The sequence below is a fragment of the Rossellomorea sp. FS2 genome (assembly GCF_047915635.1).
Classification (GTDB): Bacteria; Bacillota; Bacilli; order Bacillales; family Bacillaceae_B; genus Rossellomorea; species Rossellomorea marisflavi_A.
In genome coordinates, this window is record NZ_JBLRVS010000004.1 from 188,802 (window position 1) to 211,429 (window position 22,628).

A 22,628-nucleotide genomic window follows, 5' to 3' on the forward strand; every position below is an offset into this window, starting at 1 on the left:
TAGTAGAAGATAAAGCAAAGAAACGGAGCGATTGCGGTGGAGACCTACAAACTTACACGAAAAAACATGGCCGATCTTCTCATGGCCCTATCAGGACAGATCTCCCGCAGTCCGCAGGAAGTGCTCATGGAAGCCTGGGGGACATGTGACCCTTCACAGGGAATGCCGCCCATACTGGTTAAGGTCCTCGACTCCCCCGTCGGGAATACAGGATTCTCCCTGAATGAGATCGTGTCCCTGGGGAACCAGATCGAATTCACCAACTTCCCGCAAAGCACCGTACAGAACTGGGTGAAGCGGGATGTAAGGGAACTCATCGGTTCCCCACTCCACGGGAAAAAATATACGACGGCCCAGGCAGCCATGCTCTTCATCGTCGAAGACCTGAAAGGATCCCTTGATTTCGAGTCCATACGCGGGGTCCTTACCCTTGTGTTCAATAATATAGAAGACCGCCATGATGACATCATCAATCCGATCGAACTTTACAGCGCCTACGCTTCTGTATTCGATCGCATCCACCATCATGCCCTCCCCACGGCGACCACCACCGGCGACACGTCCGTGAATGAAGCGATCGACCAGTTCATCCAGGAAGAGTGCAGGAGCCTGTTACCCGGACTGCACGATGTGACAGAAGAAGATTTGACCGTCGTCTGGAACGTGCTGATCGTAGCCGCCATGACCGTCCAGTCTGCCTACTATCAAGCCACTGCCAAGAACTATGTCCAAACCGCCCTGCAGCTTCGCCGTACGCAGTAACAAACAGAACAGAATACGAAGAGCCCCCATGATCCGGCTGGCCGGCACATGGGGGCTCTCCACATTTCCTTCATCCCCGCTCTCCTTTAAAGGCCCAATCCTCCCCTGTTCAAGTAGAGGACGATCAAGCTCAGGATCAACAAAAGGAAGGGCATCCCCGACTTGGCAACCGGATCCTTCACACGGATCAGATGAGTGAAGATCGCCCCGACCATCGTCACGGCAGCGAGCAGTGCGCCGACAGCCGCACAGGTTTCATTCCAGAGACCTGAAATCAGCAGAACTGCTGTTAAGACCTCCACCACTCCTGTAAAGATCCGGAACCACACCGGCATCCGGTAACGATGGAATTCATCCACCATCTGTTTCGAGGTGAACTTCATCCAGCCGAACATGAGAAAGCCTGCACCAAGTAAAATCTGAAGGACCATGGCAACCGTACCCATCCTATCCCTTCTCCCGCTCCACCGATTTTAGATACCCAAAGAGGCATCTGATATATAGGTATGCCGGTAAGCCAAGATCCATTCTCCAAACCGGTTTTACTTTACCTGTTCAAGGAATAGATAGTCTTCTCCCGTCACCATCTCGACTCGATAGGCCCTCTTCCCGTATGTCACGGTGTGGCCTTCTTTATCCCGCACCCTCCATCCTGCAGAAAGAAGCCTTATTTTATAGGATAGTGGGAGATCTCCTTCACGGGCAGCCGGTTTCCATTTGTAGTTTTTGATACTTTTCGTTTCATTCATCACATGGGCCGACACAGGGACAGGAAATCCCTGAAGGTCACCGGACCCTTTATACCCGAAGATCACAATCGACCCATATAACAGGATCGACACGATCCCTAACGCCGAGAACCCCCATTTCAGTCTTGTCTTCCAGCTTCCATCCCACTGCACCATCAGTCCAGCCTTTTGACAAGGTAATACTGCTGGTGTTCCGGTGTCGGATGTGATTCCACCACACCTGCAACAGTGTACCCAAGCTTTTGATAAAAGTGCGGGGCCTGAAAGCTGAACGAATCAAGCTGGATGAGCCTGCAGCGGTTTTCCTTTGCAGCCTCTTCCATTTGACGTAGCAGATCCTGACCATACCCATTCCCCCTGAGTCTTTCATCCACCCAAAGGAAATCAATATGCAGATGGTACCAGAAGATCGTACCGGTGATCCCGCCGAAGACAATTCCGTCATCATCTTTGAGCATGAAGCCCACCTGCTTCACAGGATGCTTGACTTCATCCGGGAGCCTGTCCCCATTGTATTCGATCACCCTGCTTCGTATCAGGTCGCGTTCCTCCTGGTTCCATTGTGATGTGATATTCATCGCTGTCCTCCCTTTCATGAGTGAAGGCTCTTCACAAACCCTGTGCTCTTTGCCGTATACCCCACTCGTTCATAGAACCGGTGAGCGTCTTCACGCTCCGTGCGGTTCCCGCTGTTCAGTCCCATGCCGGTTGCCCCCAAGCTTTTCGCCAGGGTTTCCGCTTCTTTCAGCAGTTCCCCGCCGATGCCTTTGTTCCTGATCGATGGATCCACCACCAGGGCGATGACCCTCGCATACATCTCATCTTGAGTGTACAGATAACCCGTATGGAAGCCGATCATTCCCACGACCCTGCCGTCGAGTTCCGCCACCAGTGTATAGTGATCCTCTTTTTCTACGATTCTTTCAAGCCTCGCATGCATCTGTTCTGATGTAGCGGGATAGCCGAGATATCCCATCAAAACCGTGAGACTCCCGTAATCTTTCATCTGTGCGTTCCGTATCATCTCAAAACCCTCCAATATTATCCATTATACAGAGGGAGAATCATATTATAAATACCGAGTTTCGGAGAACCAGCCTTAGCTGTGGCGGAGATATACTTTTTTATTTTTGATCAGCCATTCGTTAATGGAGAAAAGGAAGAGGATCCAGACAACCGCAAATAGGAATGCCCATAGAATACCTGGCATGACCTCTACACCTGTCAGTACACCGGCAGCCACTACACTTAAAGAAGCAGGATTGAACAAATCGAGTATTGGATTCAGACCCGCAAGCATTCTACATGAAAGCAGGAAGATGATTGATACGAATGCCACGGCCCCGCTCCCCCTCAGGAGTGTACTTACTGTCATGATCACAGTCAGGATGAACATGCTCCACACAAGATAAATCGAAAATGCCTTTATTCCCATAGCCCAATCCACTCCTTCAAATAAAAAGTGAGAATAGAGCATGGAGGTTCCGAACCCCGCCATCATGCTGAAGGCAATCAAACTGAAGGCTGCCACCCATTTTCCATAAAGATAAGATCGTAGATTCAAAGGTCTCGTCATCATGAATGAAAGCATCCCCGATGCCTTTTCCCCTTGTATGATCCCCATGAACGAGAGAGCGATGATGATGAGTCCCATCTGATCAAACTGAGAACTGAGGGTGGTTGCGAGTATGGTATCTCCGTTCTGCACAAGCTTCGATGGATCCACGGTAATCCCCTGCTCTCCACCCATCGTTTCAAGGATGAAAGGAAGGTAATAGCTTATAACAGGCTGCGTAGCCCCTAAGAGGATAAAAACGACCGGAAGCCAGACCCACTTATACTCCATTCCCATCTGCCTGCTCTCTTTCTTGAAAATGGTCCAGGTATTCCTCATGGTTTCGTCACCATCCTTATAAAGATCTCTTCCAGGGAATCCCTGCCCAATTCGAATTTACGGATATCCACCGAGTGGTCCAATGCTTCCTGCAAGAGTCTTCCCTTATCGCGAACCGGATCTTCAAGCAGAATGCTCATGCTTCTCCCTGTAACATTGACCGAGTCTACAAATGGCAACCGGGCAACATGATCCACCCATCCCCTATCGATAGAAGCTGCATCCAACCGAATGATCGGATGGGAGTAACGATCAAGAAGATCTTGGAGCATGGCATCTTCAACCTTTTTCCCTTCCCTCATCATGACGAAGCGCTGACAGATTTCCTCTGCGTCACTCAGAATATGAGTGGAGATGATCAAGGTCGTCTGATTTTTGATCTCTTCCAGAATCGAGAGCACTTCCCTTCTACCGACAGGATCAAGGGCTGATACAGGTTCATCCATAATGACGAGTGAGGGCTTATGTAAGAGTGCCTGGGCTATCCCAAGTCGTTGTTTCATCCCACCTGAAAAGGTGGCGATGCGATCATTTGATCGATTGGAAAGTCCAACTTTACTCAAAAGCTCACGAGTGTCATGTTCCAGGTCAAAGGGAGCTATACCGGAAAGCCTTCCCATGAACGACAAGTATTCACGTGCCGTCATCCATTCGTAGAAGGCTGGATACTGGGGGAGATAGCCGATTTCCTTTTTCATGGAGGAAATCGGCTTGTCATTCAGTAAAATCTCTCCGATCTCAGGTTCCTCCATACCCGTCATCAATCGCATCAATGTTGATTTCCCCGCCCCGTTCGGTCCGATCAGACCTGTGCAAGCCCCCTCATCCACCATCAAGGTGAAGGGGTGGACGGCCACATGACCTTTATAGGTTTTACTCACATTTTTCACTTCAAGCTTCATCTTCTCTGACCCTCTTTCCGAGCGAAAACAAAGTAAAGAACAGGACCAATGGTATTCGCAAATACGATGACCAACACCCACATACGCTTATGCTCTCTGAACTCCCGATTTTTATATAAATCTGTTAAGGCCAAAACGATCAGCATCAGACTGATGATCACAATCGGCAGGATAAGCGGCAACAAGGCCTCTATATCCAAAAATGTTAAATCATCTATCCCGTAATGTAAGTTCATTCTCATCACCCTTTTCGTTATCATTATTGATAATGATAATAGATAAACGGATGAATTGCAATTCCTATTCTCATTTTTTATAATGAGATTACAAAAGCGAGGTAAAGGAGCATTCCATTGAAAAATAAAGCCGAGTTGATGATGCATCCCGTCCGGATGAAAATATGCCAGGCTCTCATGAGGAACAAAGTAGAAGGCCTGACGCCTTTAGAAATGGTTAAAGTGATTGAAGATGTCCCGCAGGCCACACTCTATCGCCACATCCAGACCCTTGCCCATGCAGGGATCATCCGTGTGACCCGTGAGAAAAAAGTAAAGTCTGTTTCTGAAAAATATTATGTATTGAACGAAGAGGAAGCCACCATTTCCAAAGAAGAATGGAAGGAAGCTTCAGGTGAGGAGAAGCTCCTCCACTTCTCACGGTATCAGCTGATGGTTTCAGCGCAATATGAAGATTACTTGAAACGAATTGGAGACGATGAGGACAAAGCCTCTTTCTCCATGGTTGAAATGAAATTGAGTGATGCCGAATACCAACAATTGCAGACGGAAATCGGGGAAATCGTGAAGAAATACTACACCGGCGCTACACAAGAAAAAAAGGATAGGGAACCACTGAGAACCATCGCCATCACGATGATTCCCGATTCCCCATCCCACTAAAAAATGCGTGGGGCAATGAATACCCCGCGCACTTCTTACAATCCGCCGCCGAACCAGCTATTTGCCTTGACCCTCTCTTCTTCTTGAAGCACCCGTTCCTGATCGTTTGCCACATCAAAGGAGGATGTCTCCCTTCGACCATTGATGAGGGCAGAGCCGAGACCGAATACGACAGCGACACCAATGATGATCCATAACATAAGATTTCACCTCCCTTTTGATGCTCTTACTAGCTTATACGGTTCAGTCTGTAAAAAGTTTCAATTTTCTTACTCTTTATGCGAAGTATTTCCTTCCACCACAATTTCATACTTCCCCCCGGCCCCTTCAATGACCGTGAGGCTGGTGGCCTCGATAAAGGGAGGCGACCACAGTTTGTCCAGAGGGAGTTTCTTTACATAGGCCAGCAGGGCTTTGATGAAAATGGAATGGGTCACCACAAGGATCGTCCCCTGGTGAACCTGAACCTTTTTCAAGAAAGACTCCACACGGTCCATAACCTGATTGAAGGTCTCTCCCGTCTCGGTCTCATAGACATGGGGCTTGTTCCAGAACGTATGAAAGCGTTCCGGATCGGCGACCCTCACTTCCTCCTGCGTCCTTCCCTCCCAATCGCCCATCCCGATTTCCCTCAGATCTTCCTCGAGGATGATGGGGGCTTGGTTCACAAGCAGCTCTGCCGTCTTCCTTGCCCGACCGATCGGGCTTGAGTATACAGCCTCAAAGGAAACCCGCTTCAATACCTGCGCAAGGGCCCGGGCGTCTTCTTCTCCTTCCGGTGTTAAATCCGAATCCTTCCACCCCTGCATCCGTTTCTCCCTATTCCACTGCGTTTCACCATGTCTTGTAATATATAATTTCACCACGGTTCACAGCTCCAATTCATAGTGAAGAAAGATTTGATCCTGGCGGTACCCATTCTTTTCATACAGCCTGCGTGCCACGTCATTGTCAGGGGCTGTACTGAGGCAGATGGAAGCAGCCCCCGTTTCCCGGGCAAACGTCCTTGCCTTGTGGAGCAGAGCCTCCCCGACTCCCGCCCCCCGGGCATCTTCTGACACATAAAGATCGTTTAGGATCCATGCCCTCTTCATCCCGATCGAGGTGAATGTCGGGTAAAGTTGGGTGAATCCGATCACTCCTTGATCATCACCTGCAAGAAAAATCACGGAGTCACCAGTTGTTAGACGCTCTTGGATGAATGTCTTTGCGCCTTCGGTATTAGATGGCCTTTTGTAAAAGATGCGGTATTCATTGAATAGATGTGCAATTGACTCAAGGTCACTCAGTATTGCTTTCTTGATGTTCATGGAGATTGCCCCTTTTCTCTTAGTAGTTAAAGTTTACCATCACTACCCTTTTTGTTCATTTCTTTTCCAAAAATTAATGCCGAACGCCAACAGTCTAGGTTCTTGATGCCGCTCATGATTTCCGTGCAAGACTTCGCTTTCCGCGGGTAGCCCGTGAGCCTCCTCGGCAAGCCTGCGGGGTCTCACATCAGCTACTCTTCCCGCAGGAGTCTACGTCTTGCACTCCAATCAACCGCTGGAAACAATGAAATACACATGTTGTTCACGAACAAATTAAAAACCCGAATTCATATGCCTGTTTATTGGCCAATAAATTCGGGTTTCCCTATGACTAAGACATGTTTGCCCCAGCCTCGTTCCTTATCAAGTTACTTACTCAGACTTGCGACGACTTCCACATGCACCGTGTGAGGGAACAGGTCGACTGGTTGTACGTCATCCAGTTTATATCCGAAGGCTTCAAGTTCTTTGACGTCTGTCGCGAACGTATCCGGGTTGCAGGATACGTAGACGATCCTCTCCGGCTGGGCACGGCCGATCCGTCTCATCACTTTGCCGCCTGCACCTGAGCGCGGGGGATCAAGAAGGAGCAGTTCAGGACGTCCAAAGCTCTCAAGAATCTCGTCGATGCCATTTCGTGCATCCTTCGCAAGGAAGGTTGTGTTGGAAATATGATTGTCACTGGCATTCCGTTTTGCCGACTCGATGGAGCTTTCCACGATTTCAATGCCGGCAAGGGCGCCGACACGGCTTGCGAATGGAAGGGAGAATGTACCGACACCACAGAAGAGGTCGATCATTTTTTCCGTTTCCTTCGGTTTGCCCATTTCAATGGCGAGGTCCACAAGCTTCTGTGCCTGTGTCGGGTTCGTTTGGAAGAACGTATCGAACCACAGACGGAATCGGTACCCGTCCATCTCATCATAGATGAAATCACGACCGGCAAGGACATGGATTTCTTCCGCCTGGGTACGGTCTGCCCAATCGGTGTTTTCCATCCACAGAAGGCTCTTCACATGCGGGAATTTCGCTTCTACACGTGCTTTCAAATCATCGACGGCAGCCTGAAGATCACCCGTCGGGGCTTCCGTTGCAAACACGCCCAGCATCAATTCACCCGTAGCAAAGGATTGTCGGACCATCAAGTGGCGCAGAAGGCCTTCATGCGCCTCCTTGTCATACCCTTTCAGGCCGTGTTCCTTGGTCCAGGCGGCGACTTCCATCGCTGCTTCCACCATCTGCTCGCTTGCGATCAAGCACGTTTCAAGGGAAATGACCTTTCGGAAGTTCCCCTGCTCATGCAGTCCGAGCTCCCCTTCTTTAGAGAAGGTGAACTCCATCTTGTTGCGGTAACGCCAAGGGTTGTCCATTCCCATGGCATCCCTCACCAATGCAGGGTCGAATCCTTCTGCTTCAAGGGCATGCTTGACGTGGTTGGTCTTTTCCTTGAGCTGGCCTTCGTACTCCCAGTGCTGCCATACACAGCCGCCGCAGCGATCAAAGTGTGGGCATGGAGGGGTTGTCCGTTCGGGACTCGGCGTGATGATCTCTTGAGGCATTGTCCTCCAGCGTTTTTTCTCGGGCTTATCCACCGTCACCTGGACTTCTTCACCAGGAAGGGTCTGAGGGATTGTAAGCTTCAATTTTCGTTTATTACCAAGCTCGTTTTCGCGCCACACGCTGGCACGGCCCGAGCCTCTGTCGTCTAATCCATGTATTGTCGCAACCATCGTTTCAGGGTTGGATGTTGTCAATTTCGGGTCCTCCTCTATAAAACCTGTCTAACTCTATACTTTAGTAAAATCGGGCGGGGATTGCAACTGGTATTTCTACAGGAAAGAACCCGATTGTTTAATCGCCTTTCCTTGAGGGAAAAGTTAACTCATTAACCAAAAGGGAGTATGATGTAGAAATGGGTAAATATATCACTGTAGATAAAGATGTGAAGCTCTTTGTGGAAGATATCGGGGAAGGTCAACCGATTGTATTCATACACGGATGGCCTGTGAATCACAAAATGTTCGAATATCAGATGAACGAATTGCCTCAGAAAGGCTATCGCTTCATCGGGGTCGATCTTCGTGGATTCGGACAATCGGACAAGCCTGCTTTCGGCTACGATTACGACACCCTCGCTTCTGATATCGGAAAAGTCGTCGACGAGCTTGGCCTTCAAGACTTTTATCTCGCCGGCTTCTCCATGGGTGGACCGATCAGCATCCGGTATGCAAGTAAATTTGCAGGAAAAGAACTGTCGCGTTTGATCCTGATGGGACCGGCAGCCCCGATCTTCACCCAGCGGGACGGCTACCCGTACGGTATGAAGAAGGAAGAAGTCGATGAGCTGATTGAAGGAATCAAAGCGGATAGACCGGCAGCACTGAAAGAATTCGGCGGAAACTTCTACCACAGCGAGACGTCTGATGAGCTCGACGCATGGTTCCTCGGTCTCGGGCTTGAAGCATCCGCCCACGGCACCATTGCCTGTGCAGCTTCTCTCCGGGATGAAGATCTTCGCAGTGAGCTTACTTCTGTGTCTGTGCCCGTCACCATCATGCATGGAAAGCAAGACCGGATCTGTGACTTTGCCTTCAGTGAACGCTTAGTCGAAGAATTGAATGATGCCGTGCTGATTCCATTTGAAGAAAGCGGACATGGCCTTGTGTACGATGAAAAGGAAAAGTGCAACGAAGAACTGCTTAAGCTATTGAAATAACTATAAACCATCGGATGCCCCGCGAATGTCGGGGCATTTTTCATGACTTGAATCCGGCGGAAGGGCAGTTGATCTTTCTACCCCAACGCTTGCGAAGCAAGGGAGAATAACATCCCATTCCTTGAATCGAGAACATCTTCACCTTGTACCATAATCGGGGAACGACTGTCTTCCTCGAATCCAAATCCCTCTAAATAGCTGTGAAAGGCAATATCATCCGTCGATGTATCCAATCGGACACTCCCCTCACCCATTCTCAGAAGTTCTTGAAGGATCCCCGCCGCTTCATATGCAGTAGGTGCGACGATGGGCCCTGCAACCCGGTGGACGGAGCCTTGCACACACATCCCGTAACCTATCAGCTTCCCATGCGAATCCCTGAGGACAACGGCTGAAATCGACCGTTCATATCGTGCTCTGAGCATAACGCTCCGGTCTCCACGGAATGCTTGAGCGTCCAAGCTTGCCACCTTTTCAATATCTTCGCCTGTCATAGGGGACAGTAAGAACTCAGGCTGATTCTGTGGTGGATGAAAAGCAGAAGCAATGTACTTCGTAATCATCCCGGTCACCTTAAAGCCCATTTTTTCGTATAAGGGTTTTCCTTCCCTTGTAGCAACCAGCAAGATCGATCGCTCATCCTTAGAGGCAAGAACAGATTCCACCAGCTCCCGTCCCAGGCCTTTCCCCTTATAGGCAGGATTGACGATGACCACACCGAGGGTGGCTAGCTCTTCACCGTACGGGAACAGGGCCGCTGAGGAAATGACCTCACCCGATTCGAGACGATGCCCAACCATCCTTCCGCTTTTGAACACTTCTTCCACATCTTCTTCACTATAGTCCCATCCCACTTCACGAGAGAGCTGTACGATATTTTTTTTATCAAAAACACCCACATTTCCAAGCTTCATCTTAAACACCCTTTCCCATTACAAAATATGCTTCGTGCCTTATACCGTCTGCATTTCTCCACATCCTATAAAGTTTCCTTCATCCAACCCTTTTCACCGGTCAAAACATATGTTTCTCCTTCAAATAAGGTTGCTGTAGACCCACTCGCACGGGGCTTGTTACGATAGAAACATAGAAAATAGAATAGGGTGAAGATAGTTGAAAAATACCTCAGGCATTGCCTTTTTATCCGTACTCAGTAATTCCTTTGTCGTACTACTAAAATTCATCGTCGGGATCCTCACCGGTTCCGTCGCTGTCATATCAGAGGCGATTCACTCATCATTGGACCTCATCGCCTCCCTCATCGCCTTCATTTCCGTCCGCATTTCCGGAAAGCCCGCTGATCCGGAGCATCCATATGGACATGGGAAGGTTGAAAACATTTCAGGTACAATCGAGACCCTGCTGATTTACGTAGCAGGGATCTGGATCATTTATGAATGTGTCCATAAACTCATCTACCCTGAACCGATCAAACTTCCGATACTGGGCGTAGGCGTCATGGTCCTCGGCGCTCTCATCAACTTCATCGTGTCCAGGATTGTGAACCGTGAGGCCAAGAGAGTGAATTCAGTCGCCATGAAATCCAATGCGCTCCACTTGCTCACAGACGTCTTCACTTCCCTTGGTGTCGCAGCGAGTCTTCTCCTCGTCACCGTCACAGGATGGACGTTCCTTGATCCCCTGATCGGGATCGGGCTTGCCATCTATATCATGATTGAAGCAACGAAACTCATGAAGGAAGCCTTCCCTCCCCTCATCGACGCCCGGTTATCCGATGAAGAGGAGCAGGCAATACTGGATGTCATCGATTCATTTCAAGATGAATACATCGAGGTTCACGACTTCCGTACGCGGCGCGCAGGTGCAATTGAATACATTGACTTCCACATGGTCGTGCCGTCCAAAGAAAGCATTGAAAATGTCCATAAGCTATGCGATCGCATTGAAGACCGGATCAGGCAGGAATTCAAGAAAGCCGTCATCTTTATTCACCCTGAACCCGAGACCCATGTCGAGAACGCCAGTGGACTTGAGAATTGACGAAACAGCAGGATGCATTCATGCATACCTGCTGTTTTTTTTAATTGTTCATTTTCCGCTTTTGCCCTTCGGCACATCCATGGACGTCCCCGACTGATATGATGGCGCCCCAACCATGAACCTGCCATGTAAGGTTTATACTTACAGAAAAATCCCATTCCTATATCTGACACGGATCAAAAGCTATCCCCTTTTCTTTTCATACCTTCTTTTCGTGAACTTCCAGGACAGATAACCGTACACCACACCGAACGAGAGGGCGGAAAGGAACGTCTGGAATAGATCCATATCAGCACCACGAGTATAAGCGAGCAATACGGATAAACCGAAAAACGCCCCTCCCCCCGTCAAGATGCCAATGACGATTAAGTATTTCACCTTCCCCATCTTTTGCGCTCTCTTCCATGCCTTTTCTTCCGAATAATTCCCCAGGGGATTCCCCTCCCTTCCCAGACAAAATCCGCACCTTCCATATCCCAAGCTTACCATAGGAGAAAGAAAAAGAAGAGCGGGATCCCCAGAGGGTCCCACTCTTATGATGCCTGACTATCCGTTTCTTCTGCATCTCCATCAGACTTTCTCTTCCTCCATGTTTTCAGTAACGGAACGATGAAGGAAAGGAATGCGATCGCGAGCAGCGTAGCCGAAATGGGCTTTTGCACGAAAATCAGCAGGCTTCCGTCGGATATCGTAAGGGCCTGTCTGAGGGAACGTTCCATCATCCCTCCGAGAATGAAGGCTAGGAGCATGGGTGCTGCTGGGAAGTTCATGCGTGCCATGAAATATCCGATGATCCCGAAGATGACGAGGAGGAATAAATCGAATGTCCTGAAGCTGATCCCGTACACCCCGATGATACAAAACATGATGACAAGAGAGATCAACATCGGCTTCGGAACCTTCAAAAGCTTTGAGATGTATGGGATCAAAGGAAGGTTCAGGATCAGCAGGATGACATTCCCGATATACATACTGGCAATGACCCCCCAGAAAATATCCGGATGATCGCTGATCATGAGCGGACCCGGCTGAACACCGAGGACGATCAATGCACCCAGCATGACAGCCGTAGTACCCGATCCAGGTATCCCTAGACTTAACAGTGGAACGAATGCGCCGCTTGACGCACTGTTATTGGCTGACTCAGGGGCTGCCAGACCGACAATGGACCCCTTACCGAATTCCTCCGGTTTCTTTGAAAGCTTCTTCTCAGTGATATATCCAAGGAACGAGGCGATGGTTCCCCCAGCTCCGGGAAGCACGCCGATGATGAAGCCCAAGAGGGACTGCCTCGTGACGGGAACGGAAAGCTCCTTGACCTCGGCTTTCGATAATTTCATGCTTCCGAACTCACTGTCGAACATGCTCCGTTCTTTCCGCTCACGGATCAGGGATGTGACTTCCGCAAGGGCGAATAATCCCAATGCGATGACAAGGAAATCGATTCCTTCCATGAGATTGATATTCCCGAATGTAAAGCGGGCTGTCCCTGTCTGGGAATCGATCCCGATCGTGGCGATGATGAATCCAACCGTTGCAGAGATCAGCGCCTTGATGGTTGAACCACTTGAAAAACTCGCGACGGTCATCAGTCCCATGAGCATGAGGGCGAAATACTCCGCCGGACCGAAGGAGATAGCCACCTTTGCCAGGAAGGGAGCGAAAAGCGTCAGCAGGATGACACTGATCGTCCCGCCTGTGAATGAAGCCAAGGCTGCGATGGCCAGGGCTTTGCCCGCCTTTCCTTGTTTGGCAAGTGGATAGCCGTCAAATGTAGTCGGGACCGCCATGGATTCTCCCGGTGCATTGAGGAGGATGGAAGAAGCGGCTCCTCCGTAGGCCGATCCGTAATAGACACCTGCCATGAGGAGGAGGGCAAGTGCCGGGTCCATCCCATACGTGATGGGGATCATGACCGCAATCGCTGTGATCGGGCCGAGACCGGGGATCATCCCGATGATGGTGCCTGTGACGACACCGATGAATACGAATGAAAGACCTTTTAAGCTGAGTGCGACTTGAAATCCAGTGAGGATACCTTCAAAGATGCTCAACCGTCATCCCTCCTTTAGAATGGCAGGATCCCCGAAGGGAGTTGTATTTTTAAAAATGAGACGAATAAAAAATAAATGCTGAGGGGCAACGCGAGTGAAACAATGATATTGCTTACCCACTTTTTGTAGCCCAGGAATCTTGAATTGATGCTGATGAATAAAAAGGTGGTAAGGACGAAGCCAAGGGGCTCCAATAGCAGAATGAACATGAGGACAAATCCCAAGACCGCCAGGATGACCTTGCCCTCTCCTTTTGGAAGCTTTTCTTCCTCAGATTCTTCCGATTTACTGAAATAGAGCAGCACAGAAAGGAATAATAGAATGAATCCGAGAACGATCGGAACAGCATCGGAATCCACCGGAACATAAGGGTATTCAGGTAGCATAAAGCTGAAATATAAGTAAATGGCCGAGATAACGGCAAGGATGATGCCCATTTTCTTATTCATCGTATTGATCACGATTGCACACCGCCTATCAGGCAGGGACGATGGAACCCATCGCCCCGCGCCGGTATTTGATTTGATTATTGACCCAACCCGATTTCGTCGAGCAGCGCTTTCATTTCGTCATTCTGTTCTTTCAGGAAATCGTTGTATTCGTCGCTTGTCATGAACATTTCATTCCAACCGAAGTTTTCCCTGATTTCCTTCCAGCCTTCAGAATCGTTCAGCGCCTTGAATTTATCTTCATAGTACTTAATCTCTGCATCACTCATATCAGGCGGTCCGAAGAATCCTCTCCAGTTGATGAAGGTGGCATCGATCCCCTGCTCCTTAACAGTCGGAATATCTTCCAATACCTCTCCAGTCATCCGCTCTTCAGAAGTCACGCCCAACACTTTGATCTTGCCTGCCTTCACCTGTTCGATCGTTTCCCCTACACCAGTGGAGAACACTTGCACACTGCCGTTCAATAGCTGGGTAAGAGCCCCCCCGTCCTGGTCGGACACGTACTTGATCTTTTTCACATCCACTCCTGCGGCCTTAGCCACCTTGACGAATTGAATGTGGTCCATGCTTCCCGGAGCCGAAGTACCGACGATGGAGATGCTTGAAGGATCTTTCTTCATATCCTCGAATAGTTCATTAAGATTATTCCATTTCGCATCGGCATTCACGGCAAACGCACCGTAGTCGGCAATCATATTCGCAAGGGGGGTGAAATCCTCATACCCATACTTCGACTGGCCGTTCAGTGGAACAAGCAGGAGCGGCGGGGAGGCAACGAACATTTGATGCGGGTCCTTTTGGGCAAACACAGAAGACCAGGCCACTGCCCCTCCCCCGCCGGGTTTATTGACGACCCCGACGCCTTTGTCGATCAGCTTATCTTCTTCAAATACTTTTGCCGCCATCCGGGCTGTGGTGTCCCATCCGCCGCCGGCTCCGGCCGGTGCGACAATTTCAATCGCCTTCGTCGGCTTCCACGGACCGTCGGACTTTTGACTGGATGATTGTCCGGAGCATCCCGCCATGAATAAAATCATAGATAATACCGTAATCGTAAACCCTTTCTTCATTCAAACCCCTCCTCATTCATGTGTAGTATCAGGTGAATCTGTCCTCATCATAAAGGACTCCATTTTAAATGTAACCGTTTTCATAATAAATTGGATTTAAACCCTTTTTGCACATTTTGATCATTGTGCTCACGAAAATGGACTTGCTTCTCTATTATTTTCTAAATATATTGAATTTTACATTCGATTATTTTAGAATAATAGAAAAGGAGGAATCATCCATGAACTACCATTTGTCCCAGATGCAAGAAAGTCCCACCGTCTCCGTCGAATGGTCACCCGTATGGGAGATCATTCTAGGCATCAGCGCCTATACACACCGGAAGCTCCGCCATACCTTTGATTGTGATGAAGAGTGGTCCCGGGTCTCCCTGTCTGAAACACTCAAGGAGGATCTTCAGATGATCGAGGACACCAACCAGTGGTTTGCCCTTATGATGCTGCAATCAACGTTCTCCGCCTCCACGGTTCAAGATTTTTCGGATGAACTGTCCCGGATGGAGGAATCGACATTTTACTCAACCATCCTTCCCTACAAGGACCGGTATTCAGAACCACTGCGTCTTCAAACTTCTCACGATCGGGACTTCCACCGCTATGCAGATGAGTTCAAGACCCATGAATTCTTCGGCGGGTATATTGCTTCCCTTGCCACCCATTCGTTTTCACAAATGAAAGACCTCTTCCATTCCGTACTGAGTGGTTGGCAGGAAGGTATGGAGGAAAAAGCGGAATGGGCCAAGTGGAAGTCGGCGCTTGATCGGGAGGCCTCCATCCATGTCATCGACAAGGTAGCTTCCGTGACGGAATCGGTACAGCGGATAGCAGGGACGGCATACATACCCGAACCATCCATCTGGGAGATCAAGCTCATCCCTCAGATTTCCTATCGTCCATGGCTCCTTGAGCAAAGGACTCCTGATACAAAACTATTCTTCTATCCATTAAGGGAAGAGTATCTGTTGGAACAAGGGGTACCGGGAAAGGCGATGGTGAACGGGTATAAAGCATTGGGGGACGAGCTGAGACTCAAAGTCCTCCATCTTCTGCAGCATGGACCACTCAGCCTCCAGGAGTTGAGCATAAAGCTCGATGTGTCTAAGACGACGCTTCACCATCAGCTGTCACTCTTGAAAGCTTCCAAGCTCGTGACGTCTGCCAAAGGCGTCTATTCCGCGAATCCGCAGCGGATCACTGAACTCCATGAGGATCTCTCCTTCTTCTTGGGAAAAACCCATGAAGAATAAAGCATTCAAGGCCCTCTGGGTCGGGGAGATCGTCTCTGAACTTGCCGGGGCCGCCGGCGGCATCATCAATGGGCTCATCCTGTATGAGCTGACGGGTTCACGGGAATGGATGGGCCTCCTTTGGCTCGTCTACTTCCTTCCGTCACTGGTCTTGCAGGGGGTGAGCGCGCCATTCCTCAATCATGTGGCAAAGGAAAAAGTATTGAAGAAGATCCAACTGCTGCGATCGGCCGCTTATCTGTTCCCCCTCATTGGGTATATAAGCGGAATGGACACACTTGTCCTTGGCGGGTTAATTCTGCTCCAGCTGTGTCTGGGGCTCCTGCAACCGATCTATGCAAGTCTGTCCTTTTCCATCCTTCCTGACCTCTGCCGTGAGGAGGAACTCACGGAGGTCAACGGGATCCTCGATGGAACCATGAGGCTCATGAGCTTTCTCGCTCCCGGCGTGACCGCCCTCCTTCTTATCGTGGTTCCGACACAGCTGATCTATGCCCTCTCTTCAGGTTTGTTCCTATTCAGTGCGCTGTCTCTGTCACGGCTTCCTCAAACAGAAGCCGCGGAATGGACAAAAGGAAGCTGGTGGCATGAATTGAAGGAAGGCTACCGCGTCTTTTTCCGCTATCCCGTCCTAGTACGGATGACGGGTCTGTCATCCCTGGTCCAGTTTGCCGTGGGAGCGGCCATGGTGCTTTCCGTCCCTTTCATACGCGGGGAAATGGGCGGATCCCCGTGGGAATATGCCCTCTTCTCGGCCTCATTCCCCATCGGATATGTTTTTGGCACATGGCTGTTGAAAAAGATACCCCTGCACTCCTGGATCATGTATGCAGGACTCATAGGTGGCGGCCTGTCGTTCGCCCTTCTCTGGATGGCACCCTCGATTCCGGTGGCATGGGGATGCGAACTGTTGGGAGGACTCCTTTTCCCTCTCTTCAACGCAAGGAGCGCCGCGATTTTCCAACAGGCCGCACCGAGGGAACGACTGGCACAACTCAGTGCCGTCCGGCTCCTCATGCTGCGTATCACCATGCCATTAGGAATCCTGTTCGGTTCGAATATGTTCTTCACCCTTTCCACACGGAATGCCTTTCTTACAATCGGTCTCATCATCATCGTACCAGCGTCCTTCTTCTTGATCCGCTCCCATTATGGAGATGATAAAACCGATAGAGCCGCAGCGTGAAAAGGCACGGAGGAATCACCTCCGTGCCTTTTGTTATGAACTGACGACCGCCAGGATGGAAATGGCATTCAATAGACCATGAACGATTACGCCCGGCCAGATCGAGCCGCTTTTTTCATAAAGCCATGCAAAGACCAGTCCATCCACAAAATTCACGGGCATGGCATTGGTCGTCGGGTAATGGGCCGCCGTGAAAATAAGGGCGCTCGCCACGAGGCCGACTCCCACTCCCAACCTGACCCGAAGGAAGCGATACACAAAGCCCCGATAAAAAATCTCTTCGTACAGGGGTGATAGAACCGCAGCTGATAGAAGGGCAAGGATTATGTTGATCCCACTCATGGATTCTTTCAGACTATCGGTCTTCGCGTTATCCACATCATTTCCAATCTGCGCAGTGAGGAAAATAAGGATGGTCCCCGCTACCATAAGGACGATTCCCCATAGGACCATCCGCTTCCACTCACTTCTTTGAAACGCCCTGACGCCTGCTTCACCCCAGCCCCCTTTCCCCTTGATCCCCCAAAGATAGAGTGCTGTCAGTAAAAGGATGGCAATGGTCGGACCGACCAGCATCCCTCCATAAAGGGATGAGCCGAGCCACTCCTTATATACAGGCTGTATGTAGATCTTCACAATCACGACTACCCCGATGAACTCAAGAAGCATCAGTCCCCAAAGGATGCTCCACGTCCACTTATCTTGCTCCCAAAACCTTTGATTCCCCATTTGTTTATCTCCTTTAATCTTGATAGTTTCATCCTACCTGTTCCGACATGGAAACTTCAAGCGAATATGGAAAAACATTCAACATACCGGCCTTTGTCTGGTATGATGTTGACTAGAGAAAACCGTCGAAGTCGAGCAGGGAGACGTTCAACATTTTTCATATACCCCGTATAATCTCCGAGCGTTGATGCGTTATATAGATGAGTAGATGAAGAGGAGGAGAAAGAATGAAGCAGGATATCGCGCAAAATATGATAGAAGAAACAAGGATGGCACGGGATGCTTTTTCCACCATGGTAGGGGCGTTTTCAAGCGACCTGTGGTCGTATTGCACCTATATCGCGGGATCCCCGTGGGACGGTGAAGATCTGTATCAGGAAACACTGCTCAAAGCATTCGGGATGCTCCCGGAGCGTTGGAGTGATGTGACGGATCAGAAATCGTATCTATTCAGGATGGCCACGAATGCGTGGTTTGATTCGTGCAGGAAGCGAAAGCATGAGGTGGGCCGTCTCCCCGAAGGTGACATCAGCAGTGTACCACCCATGGACACCCTTGATTTGGAGGAAGCACTCCTTAAAGTCCACGAATCCCTTACCCCGAAGCAGGCGGCTGCCTTTCTCCTTGTGGATGTCTTCCGCTTCAGTGCAGAGGAGGCAGCAGCTATTGTCCACACGACGCGGGGAGGTATCTACGCGGCTCTTCAGCGCGCCCGGCAGAACCTTAAGGCAAACCACTCGGGGGAAGTGAACCCTTTGAAGACCAAAGACAACGAAACGAATGAGACCATTGACATGTACCTTGAAGCCTTCAATACCGGCAATCTCGATAAGCTCCTCAGCCTCTTCAGTTCAACTGCCCACAATGAAGCGTTCCTCGGGTTCCAGGAATACTCCAAAGCAGAAATGAAGAAAGGATCCATGCGTTTCGGGCTGCCGGGACACACTGCAAAACGGATCACGCTTTGGGGAAGGAACGTCATCGTGGTCATCACCGACGACGGAGAGCTGCACGATATCCAGGTGCAGGAAGTGGAAAACAATCAGATTGTGGTGCATGAAAGTTATTTCTTCAGGAAAGAATTCATGTTTGCTGCAGGAAAGGAACTTGGGGTAGCCGTTCAGTTGAACAAGCCGCCTGTGGATTGGCGATCATGAGAAAATGGAAAGCCGTCGTAGTTCTCCTCCATGAAATCTATGGCCTCAATGATCACATGAAACACTATGAGAAATGGCTCCGACAGCAAGGATTCGAGGTTGTCATCCCTTCCTTGATCCCTTCTGTGTTCAGCTATAAGGAGGAAGAAGTGGCTTATGAATCGTTTATGAATGAGATCGGCTTTCAGTCTGCCTCGAAACATGCGCGCGAAGTCATCGAGGAGTGTAGTCGCACCTTTGAACGCGTGTATGTCGTGGGCTTCAGCATCGGTGCGACGATTGCCTGGATGTGCAGTCCGATGCCTGAGGTAAAACGGACCGTCTGCTTTTACGGCTCTCGGATCAGGGATTATGGAGAGATTCGTCCACAGTCCCCCACCCTCCTTCTGTATGGGGAAAGTGAACCATCATTTCCGGTAGAAGAGTTCATCCGTCACATAAAAATAGAACATGTAACGGTCCTATCAGTGGCGGGAAGCCATGGGTTTGCCGATCCATTTTCAAAACGATTCCACAAGCCGTCCTATGAAGTCGCCCTTTCCCTCTTATCCGATCATCTTCATATAAAGCAAAAAGCGGGTCAGCACTGACCCGCTTTTACTTATCCGGTTTTTCCAGATGAGCCAGGATCCGATCAAGCTTCGCCTCCACCTCATCGATCCGCTCATTCCTTGCCATCGACCGATAGACGCTGCGCCGGATGAACAGCGTGAAGGAGACGAAAAAAAGGACAATCAAGCCGAAGAATAAAACAAGAAACAACCAATTCATGAATTCCATTATCTTTCCTCCCTTCTTCATAAAACAGAAAACGCCAGGATCAAGACCCTGACGTTTTCTCTTTTATGAAGTCACCTGGTAGATGACAGCCATTTCCTTGCCGAACCGATTCCCTTCATCATGAAAGCCAAGGCTTTCATATAGACGATGGGCACCCATGTTACCCGGATGGTACCCGACGACAATCCGCTCGCACCCTGGTAGCTCCGACATGATGGCAAGCATTTCTTCTGTTGCCCGCTTACCGATGCCCTTCCCTTGATGCCTGCGATCGACCATGATCCGGTACACCCAATAGCCGTCGAGTTCTTCCCGTTCCGTATTGAACATAAGGAAGCCGACTACCTGTTCCTTTTCATAGATGGCAAATGGTTTAAGACCGGGCTCGAATTTGGACTGTGCAATGGAGACGGCATTGGATTCCATATAGGAGGACTGCTCCTCCGTAAGCTCCAGTTGACAGCACTCATACCAATTTTCTTCATTCACTTCGACCAATTTGACTGATTTCAATGCAAGTTCCCCTTTCAAATGAGGGATAGCGCACGCGGCGTTTTCCCATGAGTGTAAATCGATTTCATCATGAACGCCTCCTTTATCATTAGGGCTATGCTTTTGCATGCAAGAAAATTATACCATACACCCCGCAAGAATTTACATAATAGTTAAAATAATCCTCACTAGATACATGATCCCTCCATCATCAGGAGATACTATCGTCTTGAGGGGGGAATCTGCCGTGGAAGATATCTTGATGACCGTTTACAGAACGACTTTCAGCTTTATCCTCCTCGTGCTGGCGACTCTTTTATTCGGTAAACATATCAACTCACATAAAAATCACTACAGCTTTGCCCTTTCCATCACGATCGGCTCCCTGATCGCCAATATGGCCTTCAACCATCGACTACAATTCAGTTCCATGGTGATTTCCTTCGTCGTACTGATTCTCCTTTTCTATATCCTTCTTCTGACTTCTGCCAAGTCCCGGAAGTGGAGGGGCCGCCTATCGGGAAGACCGACCACCCTCATGGAAAAAGGGAAGATCCTTGAGGAAAACATGAGGAAGCTGAAGTTCACGATGGATAACCTGAACCAGCAGCTTAGGGAACAGGGAATCTTTGATATCACGGAAGTGGACATGGTCGTCCTCGAAGTGAGCGGGATGTTGTCTGTCAGGAAGAAAGCACTCTACTCACCGCTCACACCGAAGGATATGAACCTCGCTCCTTCACCTTCAGGACCCCTTGCCGTTGAATTGATCATGGACGGGAAAGCAACGGAAAACCTTATCCCACTACACCGTGAACAACTGCTGTCTATTTGCAGGGACCGGGGAATTTCCTTGGATGACATCAACTATGCCGTTGTCACAAGCAGTGGCACGATTTTTATCGATGAGCATCGTGATGGACTCCGCTGAAGCGAGAGCGATATACCGCCTCACACTGTTGGATATTATGTATGAGAAAATCGGGGATTCCTGGATGCGCCAGGATTTCTTCCGTTGTCATCCATTTCACCTCATCGACTTCGACGGGACTCTTCGCATAGGCTTCTCCTTCTTGAAGCGTGCATATGTAGACGACATCAATCACATCAATGCCCGATGCCGTTTGGAAGATCGAACTGTTTACATAGTGGAGGTCGGTCACGTTGACACCCACTTCCTCATAGATTTCCCGCTTCAGCGTACGTTCAAGGATATCAGTGGATGCTTCTTCCCGTTCACATTTCCCTCCCACGAAGGAGAGCGCGCCCGGAGCATGCTCCTCTTTATCGCTCCTTTTGATCATCAACCAGCGATCCCCACGGCGGATCGCCCCTTCCACATTGACTACAAACATGTTCAAGCCTCCAATAGCTGTGCCATATAATATTCATCATGATACTGCCCGTCAATGTACAATGACTGGCGTTTTGTCCCCTCGATCTCGAACCCCATCCTCCGGTAAAGGGCGATGGCCGGTTCATTATCGGTGACGACCGTCAATTCAAGCCTGGTAAGGGAACGTTCCTTTGCCCACTCTATCCCTTCCCTTATCAGTGATATCCCTAGCCCTTTGCCGCGCCAGTCTTCCCGGATACCGATCACCATATATGCCCGGTGGGACGTTTTCCTCGTTGACTCGGTCAGGATCATGACGTAACCGACGAACTCACCGGATTCTTCCGCAGCCAGTATGGTGGAGGAGTCACCGATCCGCTCCAAAAATGTCTTGAACTGCTCGGGCGTCGTCTTCCTCTCTCCTCCCTCCATCATCATATACGGAGAAGTCTTCTCTACTTCCTTCATCAGTCTAACGATCTTCCCTGCATCGTCAGGATAGACTTTCCGAAAATCCACACAACCACCTCCATATTATGGTAAAATAAAACTATCTTTTGAAAGGAGTGATCTCATGCCCGTCTGTCAACACTGCAACACGGAATGGACATGGCAACAAACCTTCAAGAAGATCTTCACCTTCAAGCGTTCCCTCACCTGTCCGGAATGTGGCGCAACTCAGTATCTATCGCGGCGTTCGCGCAACCACATGAGCGTCCTGGCCATGATCCCGTTGGTAATCGGCTTGCCGCTTGTCGGATTATCCCTGCCTGCGTCGATCATCGTATCGATCCAGATGGTTACGTTTGCTGCGGTCCTCACGTGGATGCCAACATTCTACACCCTTACAAGTGAAGAAGAAGCCATGTGGTGAGAAAAGAGGGCCCCGGGA

31 protein-coding genes are annotated in these 22,628 nt (G+C 49.6%); 10 read left to right on the forward strand and 21 right to left on the reverse strand.

Annotation, left to right across the window (positions count from 1 at the left end; translation table 11 throughout):
* The first annotated feature begins 36 nt into the window (after positions 1 to 36).
* On the forward strand, positions 37 to 762 hold the full coding sequence (locus tag ACNA6I_RS11575; RefSeq protein WP_048005120.1) for a DUF1836 domain-containing protein: 726 nt from the start codon (positions 37 to 39) through the stop codon (positions 760 to 762).
* A gap of 86 nt (positions 763 to 848) precedes the next feature.
* On the opposite strand, the gene ACNA6I_RS11580 is transcribed toward ACNA6I_RS11575, so the two are convergent.
* The 7 genes from ACNA6I_RS11580 to ACNA6I_RS11610 all read right to left on the reverse strand — a co-directional run bounded on the left by ACNA6I_RS11580 (position 849) and on the right by ACNA6I_RS11610 (position 4,543).
* Positions 849 to 1,208, reverse strand: a complete 360-nt coding sequence (locus ACNA6I_RS11580) for a DoxX family protein (RefSeq protein ID WP_048005121.1) — start codon at positions 1,206 to 1,208, stop codon at positions 849 to 851.
* A 96-nt stretch (positions 1,209 to 1,304) separates the two neighbouring features.
* Positions 1,305 to 1,667, reverse strand: a complete 363-nt coding sequence (locus tag ACNA6I_RS11585; protein WP_048005122.1) for a hypothetical protein — start codon at positions 1,665 to 1,667, stop codon at positions 1,305 to 1,307.
* Positions 1,667 to 2,089: a GNAT family N-acetyltransferase gene (locus ACNA6I_RS11590; protein ID WP_048015179.1), complete on the reverse strand. Its 423-nt coding sequence runs from the start codon at positions 2,087 to 2,089 to the stop codon at positions 1,667 to 1,669. The genes ACNA6I_RS11585 and ACNA6I_RS11590 overlap by 1 nt, the downstream gene beginning before the upstream one ends.
* 14 nt (positions 2,090 to 2,103) lie before the next feature.
* Positions 2,104 to 2,535: a GNAT family N-acetyltransferase gene (locus ACNA6I_RS11595; protein ID WP_048005123.1), complete on the reverse strand. Its 432-nt coding sequence runs from the start codon at positions 2,533 to 2,535 to the stop codon at positions 2,104 to 2,106.
* 75 nt (positions 2,536 to 2,610) lie between these two features.
* Positions 2,611 to 3,405, reverse strand: coding sequence for an ABC transporter permease subunit (locus ACNA6I_RS11600; RefSeq protein WP_367259305.1), 795 nt, complete (start codon positions 3,403 to 3,405; stop codon positions 2,611 to 2,613).
* Positions 3,402 to 4,307 carry an ATP-binding cassette domain-containing protein gene (locus ACNA6I_RS11605; RefSeq protein ID WP_416313331.1) on the reverse strand — a complete coding sequence of 302 codons (906 nt, stop codon included), beginning with the start codon at positions 4,305 to 4,307 and terminating at the stop codon, positions 3,402 to 3,404. The genes ACNA6I_RS11600 and ACNA6I_RS11605 overlap by 4 nt, the downstream gene beginning before the upstream one ends.
* Positions 4,304 to 4,543, reverse strand: coding sequence for a PLD nuclease N-terminal domain-containing protein (locus tag ACNA6I_RS11610; protein ID WP_048005126.1), 240 nt, complete (start codon positions 4,541 to 4,543; stop codon positions 4,304 to 4,306). The genes ACNA6I_RS11605 and ACNA6I_RS11610 overlap by 4 nt, the downstream gene beginning before the upstream one ends.
* Positions 4,544 to 4,660: 117 nt before the next feature.
* On the opposite strand from ACNA6I_RS11610, the gene ACNA6I_RS11615 reads away from it, so the two are divergent.
* Positions 4,661 to 5,206, forward strand: a complete 546-nt coding sequence (locus ACNA6I_RS11615; protein ID WP_416313332.1) for a helix-turn-helix domain-containing protein — start codon at positions 4,661 to 4,663, stop codon at positions 5,204 to 5,206.
* Between the two features lie 35 nt (positions 5,207 to 5,241).
* Here ACNA6I_RS11615 and ACNA6I_RS11620 read toward each other — a convergent pair whose 3' ends face one another.
* From ACNA6I_RS11620 to rlmD, 4 genes are all read right to left on the reverse strand, one after another.
* Positions 5,242 to 5,406 carry a hypothetical protein gene (locus tag ACNA6I_RS11620; RefSeq protein ID WP_187443081.1) on the reverse strand — a complete coding sequence of 55 codons (165 nt, stop codon included), beginning with the start codon at positions 5,404 to 5,406 and terminating at the stop codon, positions 5,242 to 5,244.
* Positions 5,407 to 5,475: 69 nt separating this feature from the next.
* Positions 5,476 to 6,072: a histidine phosphatase family protein gene (locus ACNA6I_RS11625; protein ID WP_252266265.1), complete on the reverse strand. Its 597-nt coding sequence runs from the start codon at positions 6,070 to 6,072 to the stop codon at positions 5,476 to 5,478.
* 3 nt (positions 6,073 to 6,075) lie between these two features.
* Positions 6,076 to 6,516, reverse strand: coding sequence for a GNAT family N-acetyltransferase (locus ACNA6I_RS11630; RefSeq protein WP_416313333.1), 441 nt, complete (start codon positions 6,514 to 6,516; stop codon positions 6,076 to 6,078).
* 368 nt (positions 6,517 to 6,884) lie between these two features.
* Entirely contained in the window at positions 6,885 to 8,246 is a 1,362-nt protein-coding gene (gene rlmD / locus ACNA6I_RS11635) for a 23S rRNA (uracil(1939)-C(5))-methyltransferase RlmD (RefSeq protein WP_048005628.1), read from the reverse strand.
* Between the two features lie 182 nt (positions 8,247 to 8,428).
* Between rlmD and ACNA6I_RS11640 the strand changes: the two genes are divergently transcribed.
* Positions 8,429 to 9,232 (forward strand): alpha/beta fold hydrolase, encoded by an 804-nt coding sequence (locus ACNA6I_RS11640; RefSeq protein ID WP_063190745.1) that lies wholly within the window; start codon positions 8,429 to 8,431, stop codon positions 9,230 to 9,232.
* 77 nt (positions 9,233 to 9,309) lie between these two features.
* On the opposite strand, the gene ACNA6I_RS11645 is transcribed toward ACNA6I_RS11640, so the two are convergent.
* On the reverse strand, positions 9,310 to 10,146 hold the full coding sequence (locus ACNA6I_RS11645) for a GNAT family N-acetyltransferase (RefSeq protein WP_063190746.1): 837 nt from the start codon (positions 10,144 to 10,146) through the stop codon (positions 9,310 to 9,312).
* Positions 10,147 to 10,345: 199 nt separating this feature from the next.
* On the opposite strand from ACNA6I_RS11645, the gene ACNA6I_RS11650 reads away from it, so the two are divergent.
* The gene (locus tag ACNA6I_RS11650) at positions 10,346 to 11,233 is read left to right on the forward strand and encodes a cation diffusion facilitator family transporter (RefSeq protein WP_048013550.1); all 888 of its coding nucleotides are present in this window, start codon (positions 10,346 to 10,348) and stop codon (positions 11,231 to 11,233) included.
* 183 nt (positions 11,234 to 11,416) lie between these two features.
* Here ACNA6I_RS11650 and ACNA6I_RS11655 read toward each other — a convergent pair whose 3' ends face one another.
* The 4 genes from ACNA6I_RS11655 to ACNA6I_RS11670 form a co-directional block, all read right to left on the reverse strand.
* Positions 11,417 to 11,620 carry a hypothetical protein gene (locus ACNA6I_RS11655; RefSeq protein WP_156489278.1) on the reverse strand — a complete coding sequence of 68 codons (204 nt, stop codon included), beginning with the start codon at positions 11,618 to 11,620 and terminating at the stop codon, positions 11,417 to 11,419.
* Between the two features lie 146 nt (positions 11,621 to 11,766).
* On the reverse strand, positions 11,767 to 13,287 hold the full coding sequence (locus ACNA6I_RS11660) for a tripartite tricarboxylate transporter permease (protein ID WP_063190748.1): 1,521 nt from the start codon (positions 13,285 to 13,287) through the stop codon (positions 11,767 to 11,769).
* Positions 13,288 to 13,301: 14 nt separating this feature from the next.
* Positions 13,302 to 13,748 (reverse strand): tripartite tricarboxylate transporter TctB family protein, encoded by a 447-nt coding sequence (locus tag ACNA6I_RS11665; RefSeq protein WP_048005135.1) that lies wholly within the window; start codon positions 13,746 to 13,748, stop codon positions 13,302 to 13,304.
* Positions 13,749 to 13,813: 65 nt separating this feature from the next.
* Positions 13,814 to 14,809 carry a tripartite tricarboxylate transporter substrate binding protein gene (locus ACNA6I_RS11670; RefSeq protein ID WP_048005136.1) on the reverse strand — a complete coding sequence of 332 codons (996 nt, stop codon included), beginning with the start codon at positions 14,807 to 14,809 and terminating at the stop codon, positions 13,814 to 13,816.
* Positions 14,810 to 15,030: 221 nt separating this feature from the next.
* Between ACNA6I_RS11670 and ACNA6I_RS11675 the strand changes: the two genes are divergently transcribed.
* Together ACNA6I_RS11675 and ACNA6I_RS11680 are read left to right on the forward strand one after the other, a co-directional pair.
* Positions 15,031 to 16,056, forward strand: coding sequence for an ArsR/SmtB family transcription factor (locus tag ACNA6I_RS11675; RefSeq protein WP_063190749.1), 1,026 nt, complete (start codon positions 15,031 to 15,033; stop codon positions 16,054 to 16,056).
* The gene (locus ACNA6I_RS11680) at positions 16,046 to 17,242 is read left to right on the forward strand and encodes an MFS transporter (RefSeq protein ID WP_416313334.1); all 1,197 of its coding nucleotides are present in this window, start codon (positions 16,046 to 16,048) and stop codon (positions 17,240 to 17,242) included. The genes ACNA6I_RS11675 and ACNA6I_RS11680 overlap by 11 nt, the downstream gene beginning before the upstream one ends.
* Positions 17,243 to 17,275: 33 nt before the next feature.
* On the opposite strand, the gene ACNA6I_RS11685 is transcribed toward ACNA6I_RS11680, so the two are convergent.
* Entirely contained in the window at positions 17,276 to 17,971 is a 696-nt protein-coding gene (locus tag ACNA6I_RS11685; RefSeq protein WP_416313335.1) for a lysostaphin resistance A-like protein, read from the reverse strand.
* Between the two features lie 227 nt (positions 17,972 to 18,198).
* Between ACNA6I_RS11685 and ACNA6I_RS11690 the strand changes: the two genes are divergently transcribed.
* Together ACNA6I_RS11690 and ACNA6I_RS11695 are read left to right on the forward strand one after the other, a co-directional pair.
* Positions 18,199 to 19,128, forward strand: coding sequence for an RNA polymerase sigma factor (locus ACNA6I_RS11690; protein WP_416313336.1), 930 nt, complete (start codon positions 18,199 to 18,201; stop codon positions 19,126 to 19,128).
* A complete protein-coding gene (locus ACNA6I_RS11695; protein WP_416313337.1) occupies positions 19,125 to 19,718 on the forward strand; it encodes a dienelactone hydrolase family protein in 594 nt (197 codons plus the stop codon). Before ACNA6I_RS11690 ends, ACNA6I_RS11695 begins: the two co-directional genes overlap by 4 nt.
* A gap of 7 nt (positions 19,719 to 19,725) precedes the next feature.
* Here ACNA6I_RS11695 and ACNA6I_RS11700 read toward each other — a convergent pair whose 3' ends face one another.
* Both ACNA6I_RS11700 and ACNA6I_RS11705 read right to left on the reverse strand, forming a co-directional pair.
* Positions 19,726 to 19,908 (reverse strand): DUF4083 domain-containing protein, encoded by a 183-nt coding sequence (locus tag ACNA6I_RS11700; RefSeq protein ID WP_048015129.1) that lies wholly within the window; start codon positions 19,906 to 19,908, stop codon positions 19,726 to 19,728.
* 63 nt (positions 19,909 to 19,971) lie between these two features.
* The gene (locus ACNA6I_RS11705) at positions 19,972 to 20,421 is read right to left on the reverse strand and encodes a GNAT family N-acetyltransferase (protein WP_416313338.1); all 450 of its coding nucleotides are present in this window, start codon (positions 20,419 to 20,421) and stop codon (positions 19,972 to 19,974) included.
* 226 nt (positions 20,422 to 20,647) lie between these two features.
* Between ACNA6I_RS11705 and ACNA6I_RS11710 the strand changes: the two genes are divergently transcribed.
* A complete protein-coding gene (locus tag ACNA6I_RS11710; protein WP_416313339.1) occupies positions 20,648 to 21,331 on the forward strand; it encodes a DUF421 domain-containing protein in 684 nt (227 codons plus the stop codon).
* Here the strand turns inward: ACNA6I_RS11710 and ACNA6I_RS11715 are convergent.
* Both ACNA6I_RS11715 and ACNA6I_RS11720 read right to left on the reverse strand, forming a co-directional pair.
* On the reverse strand, positions 21,300 to 21,755 hold the full coding sequence (locus ACNA6I_RS11715) for an NUDIX hydrolase (protein WP_048013555.1): 456 nt from the start codon (positions 21,753 to 21,755) through the stop codon (positions 21,300 to 21,302). The genes ACNA6I_RS11710 and ACNA6I_RS11715 overlap by 32 nt on opposite strands.
* Positions 21,756 to 21,757: 2 nt before the next feature.
* A complete protein-coding gene (locus tag ACNA6I_RS11720) occupies positions 21,758 to 22,255 on the reverse strand; it encodes a GNAT family N-acetyltransferase (protein ID WP_416313340.1) in 498 nt (165 codons plus the stop codon).
* Between the two features lie 55 nt (positions 22,256 to 22,310).
* Between ACNA6I_RS11720 and ACNA6I_RS11725 the strand changes: the two genes are divergently transcribed.
* On the forward strand, positions 22,311 to 22,610 hold the full coding sequence (locus ACNA6I_RS11725) for a TIGR04104 family putative zinc finger protein (RefSeq protein ID WP_063190755.1): 300 nt from the start codon (positions 22,311 to 22,313) through the stop codon (positions 22,608 to 22,610).
* Positions 22,611 to 22,628 lie beyond the last annotated feature (18 nt).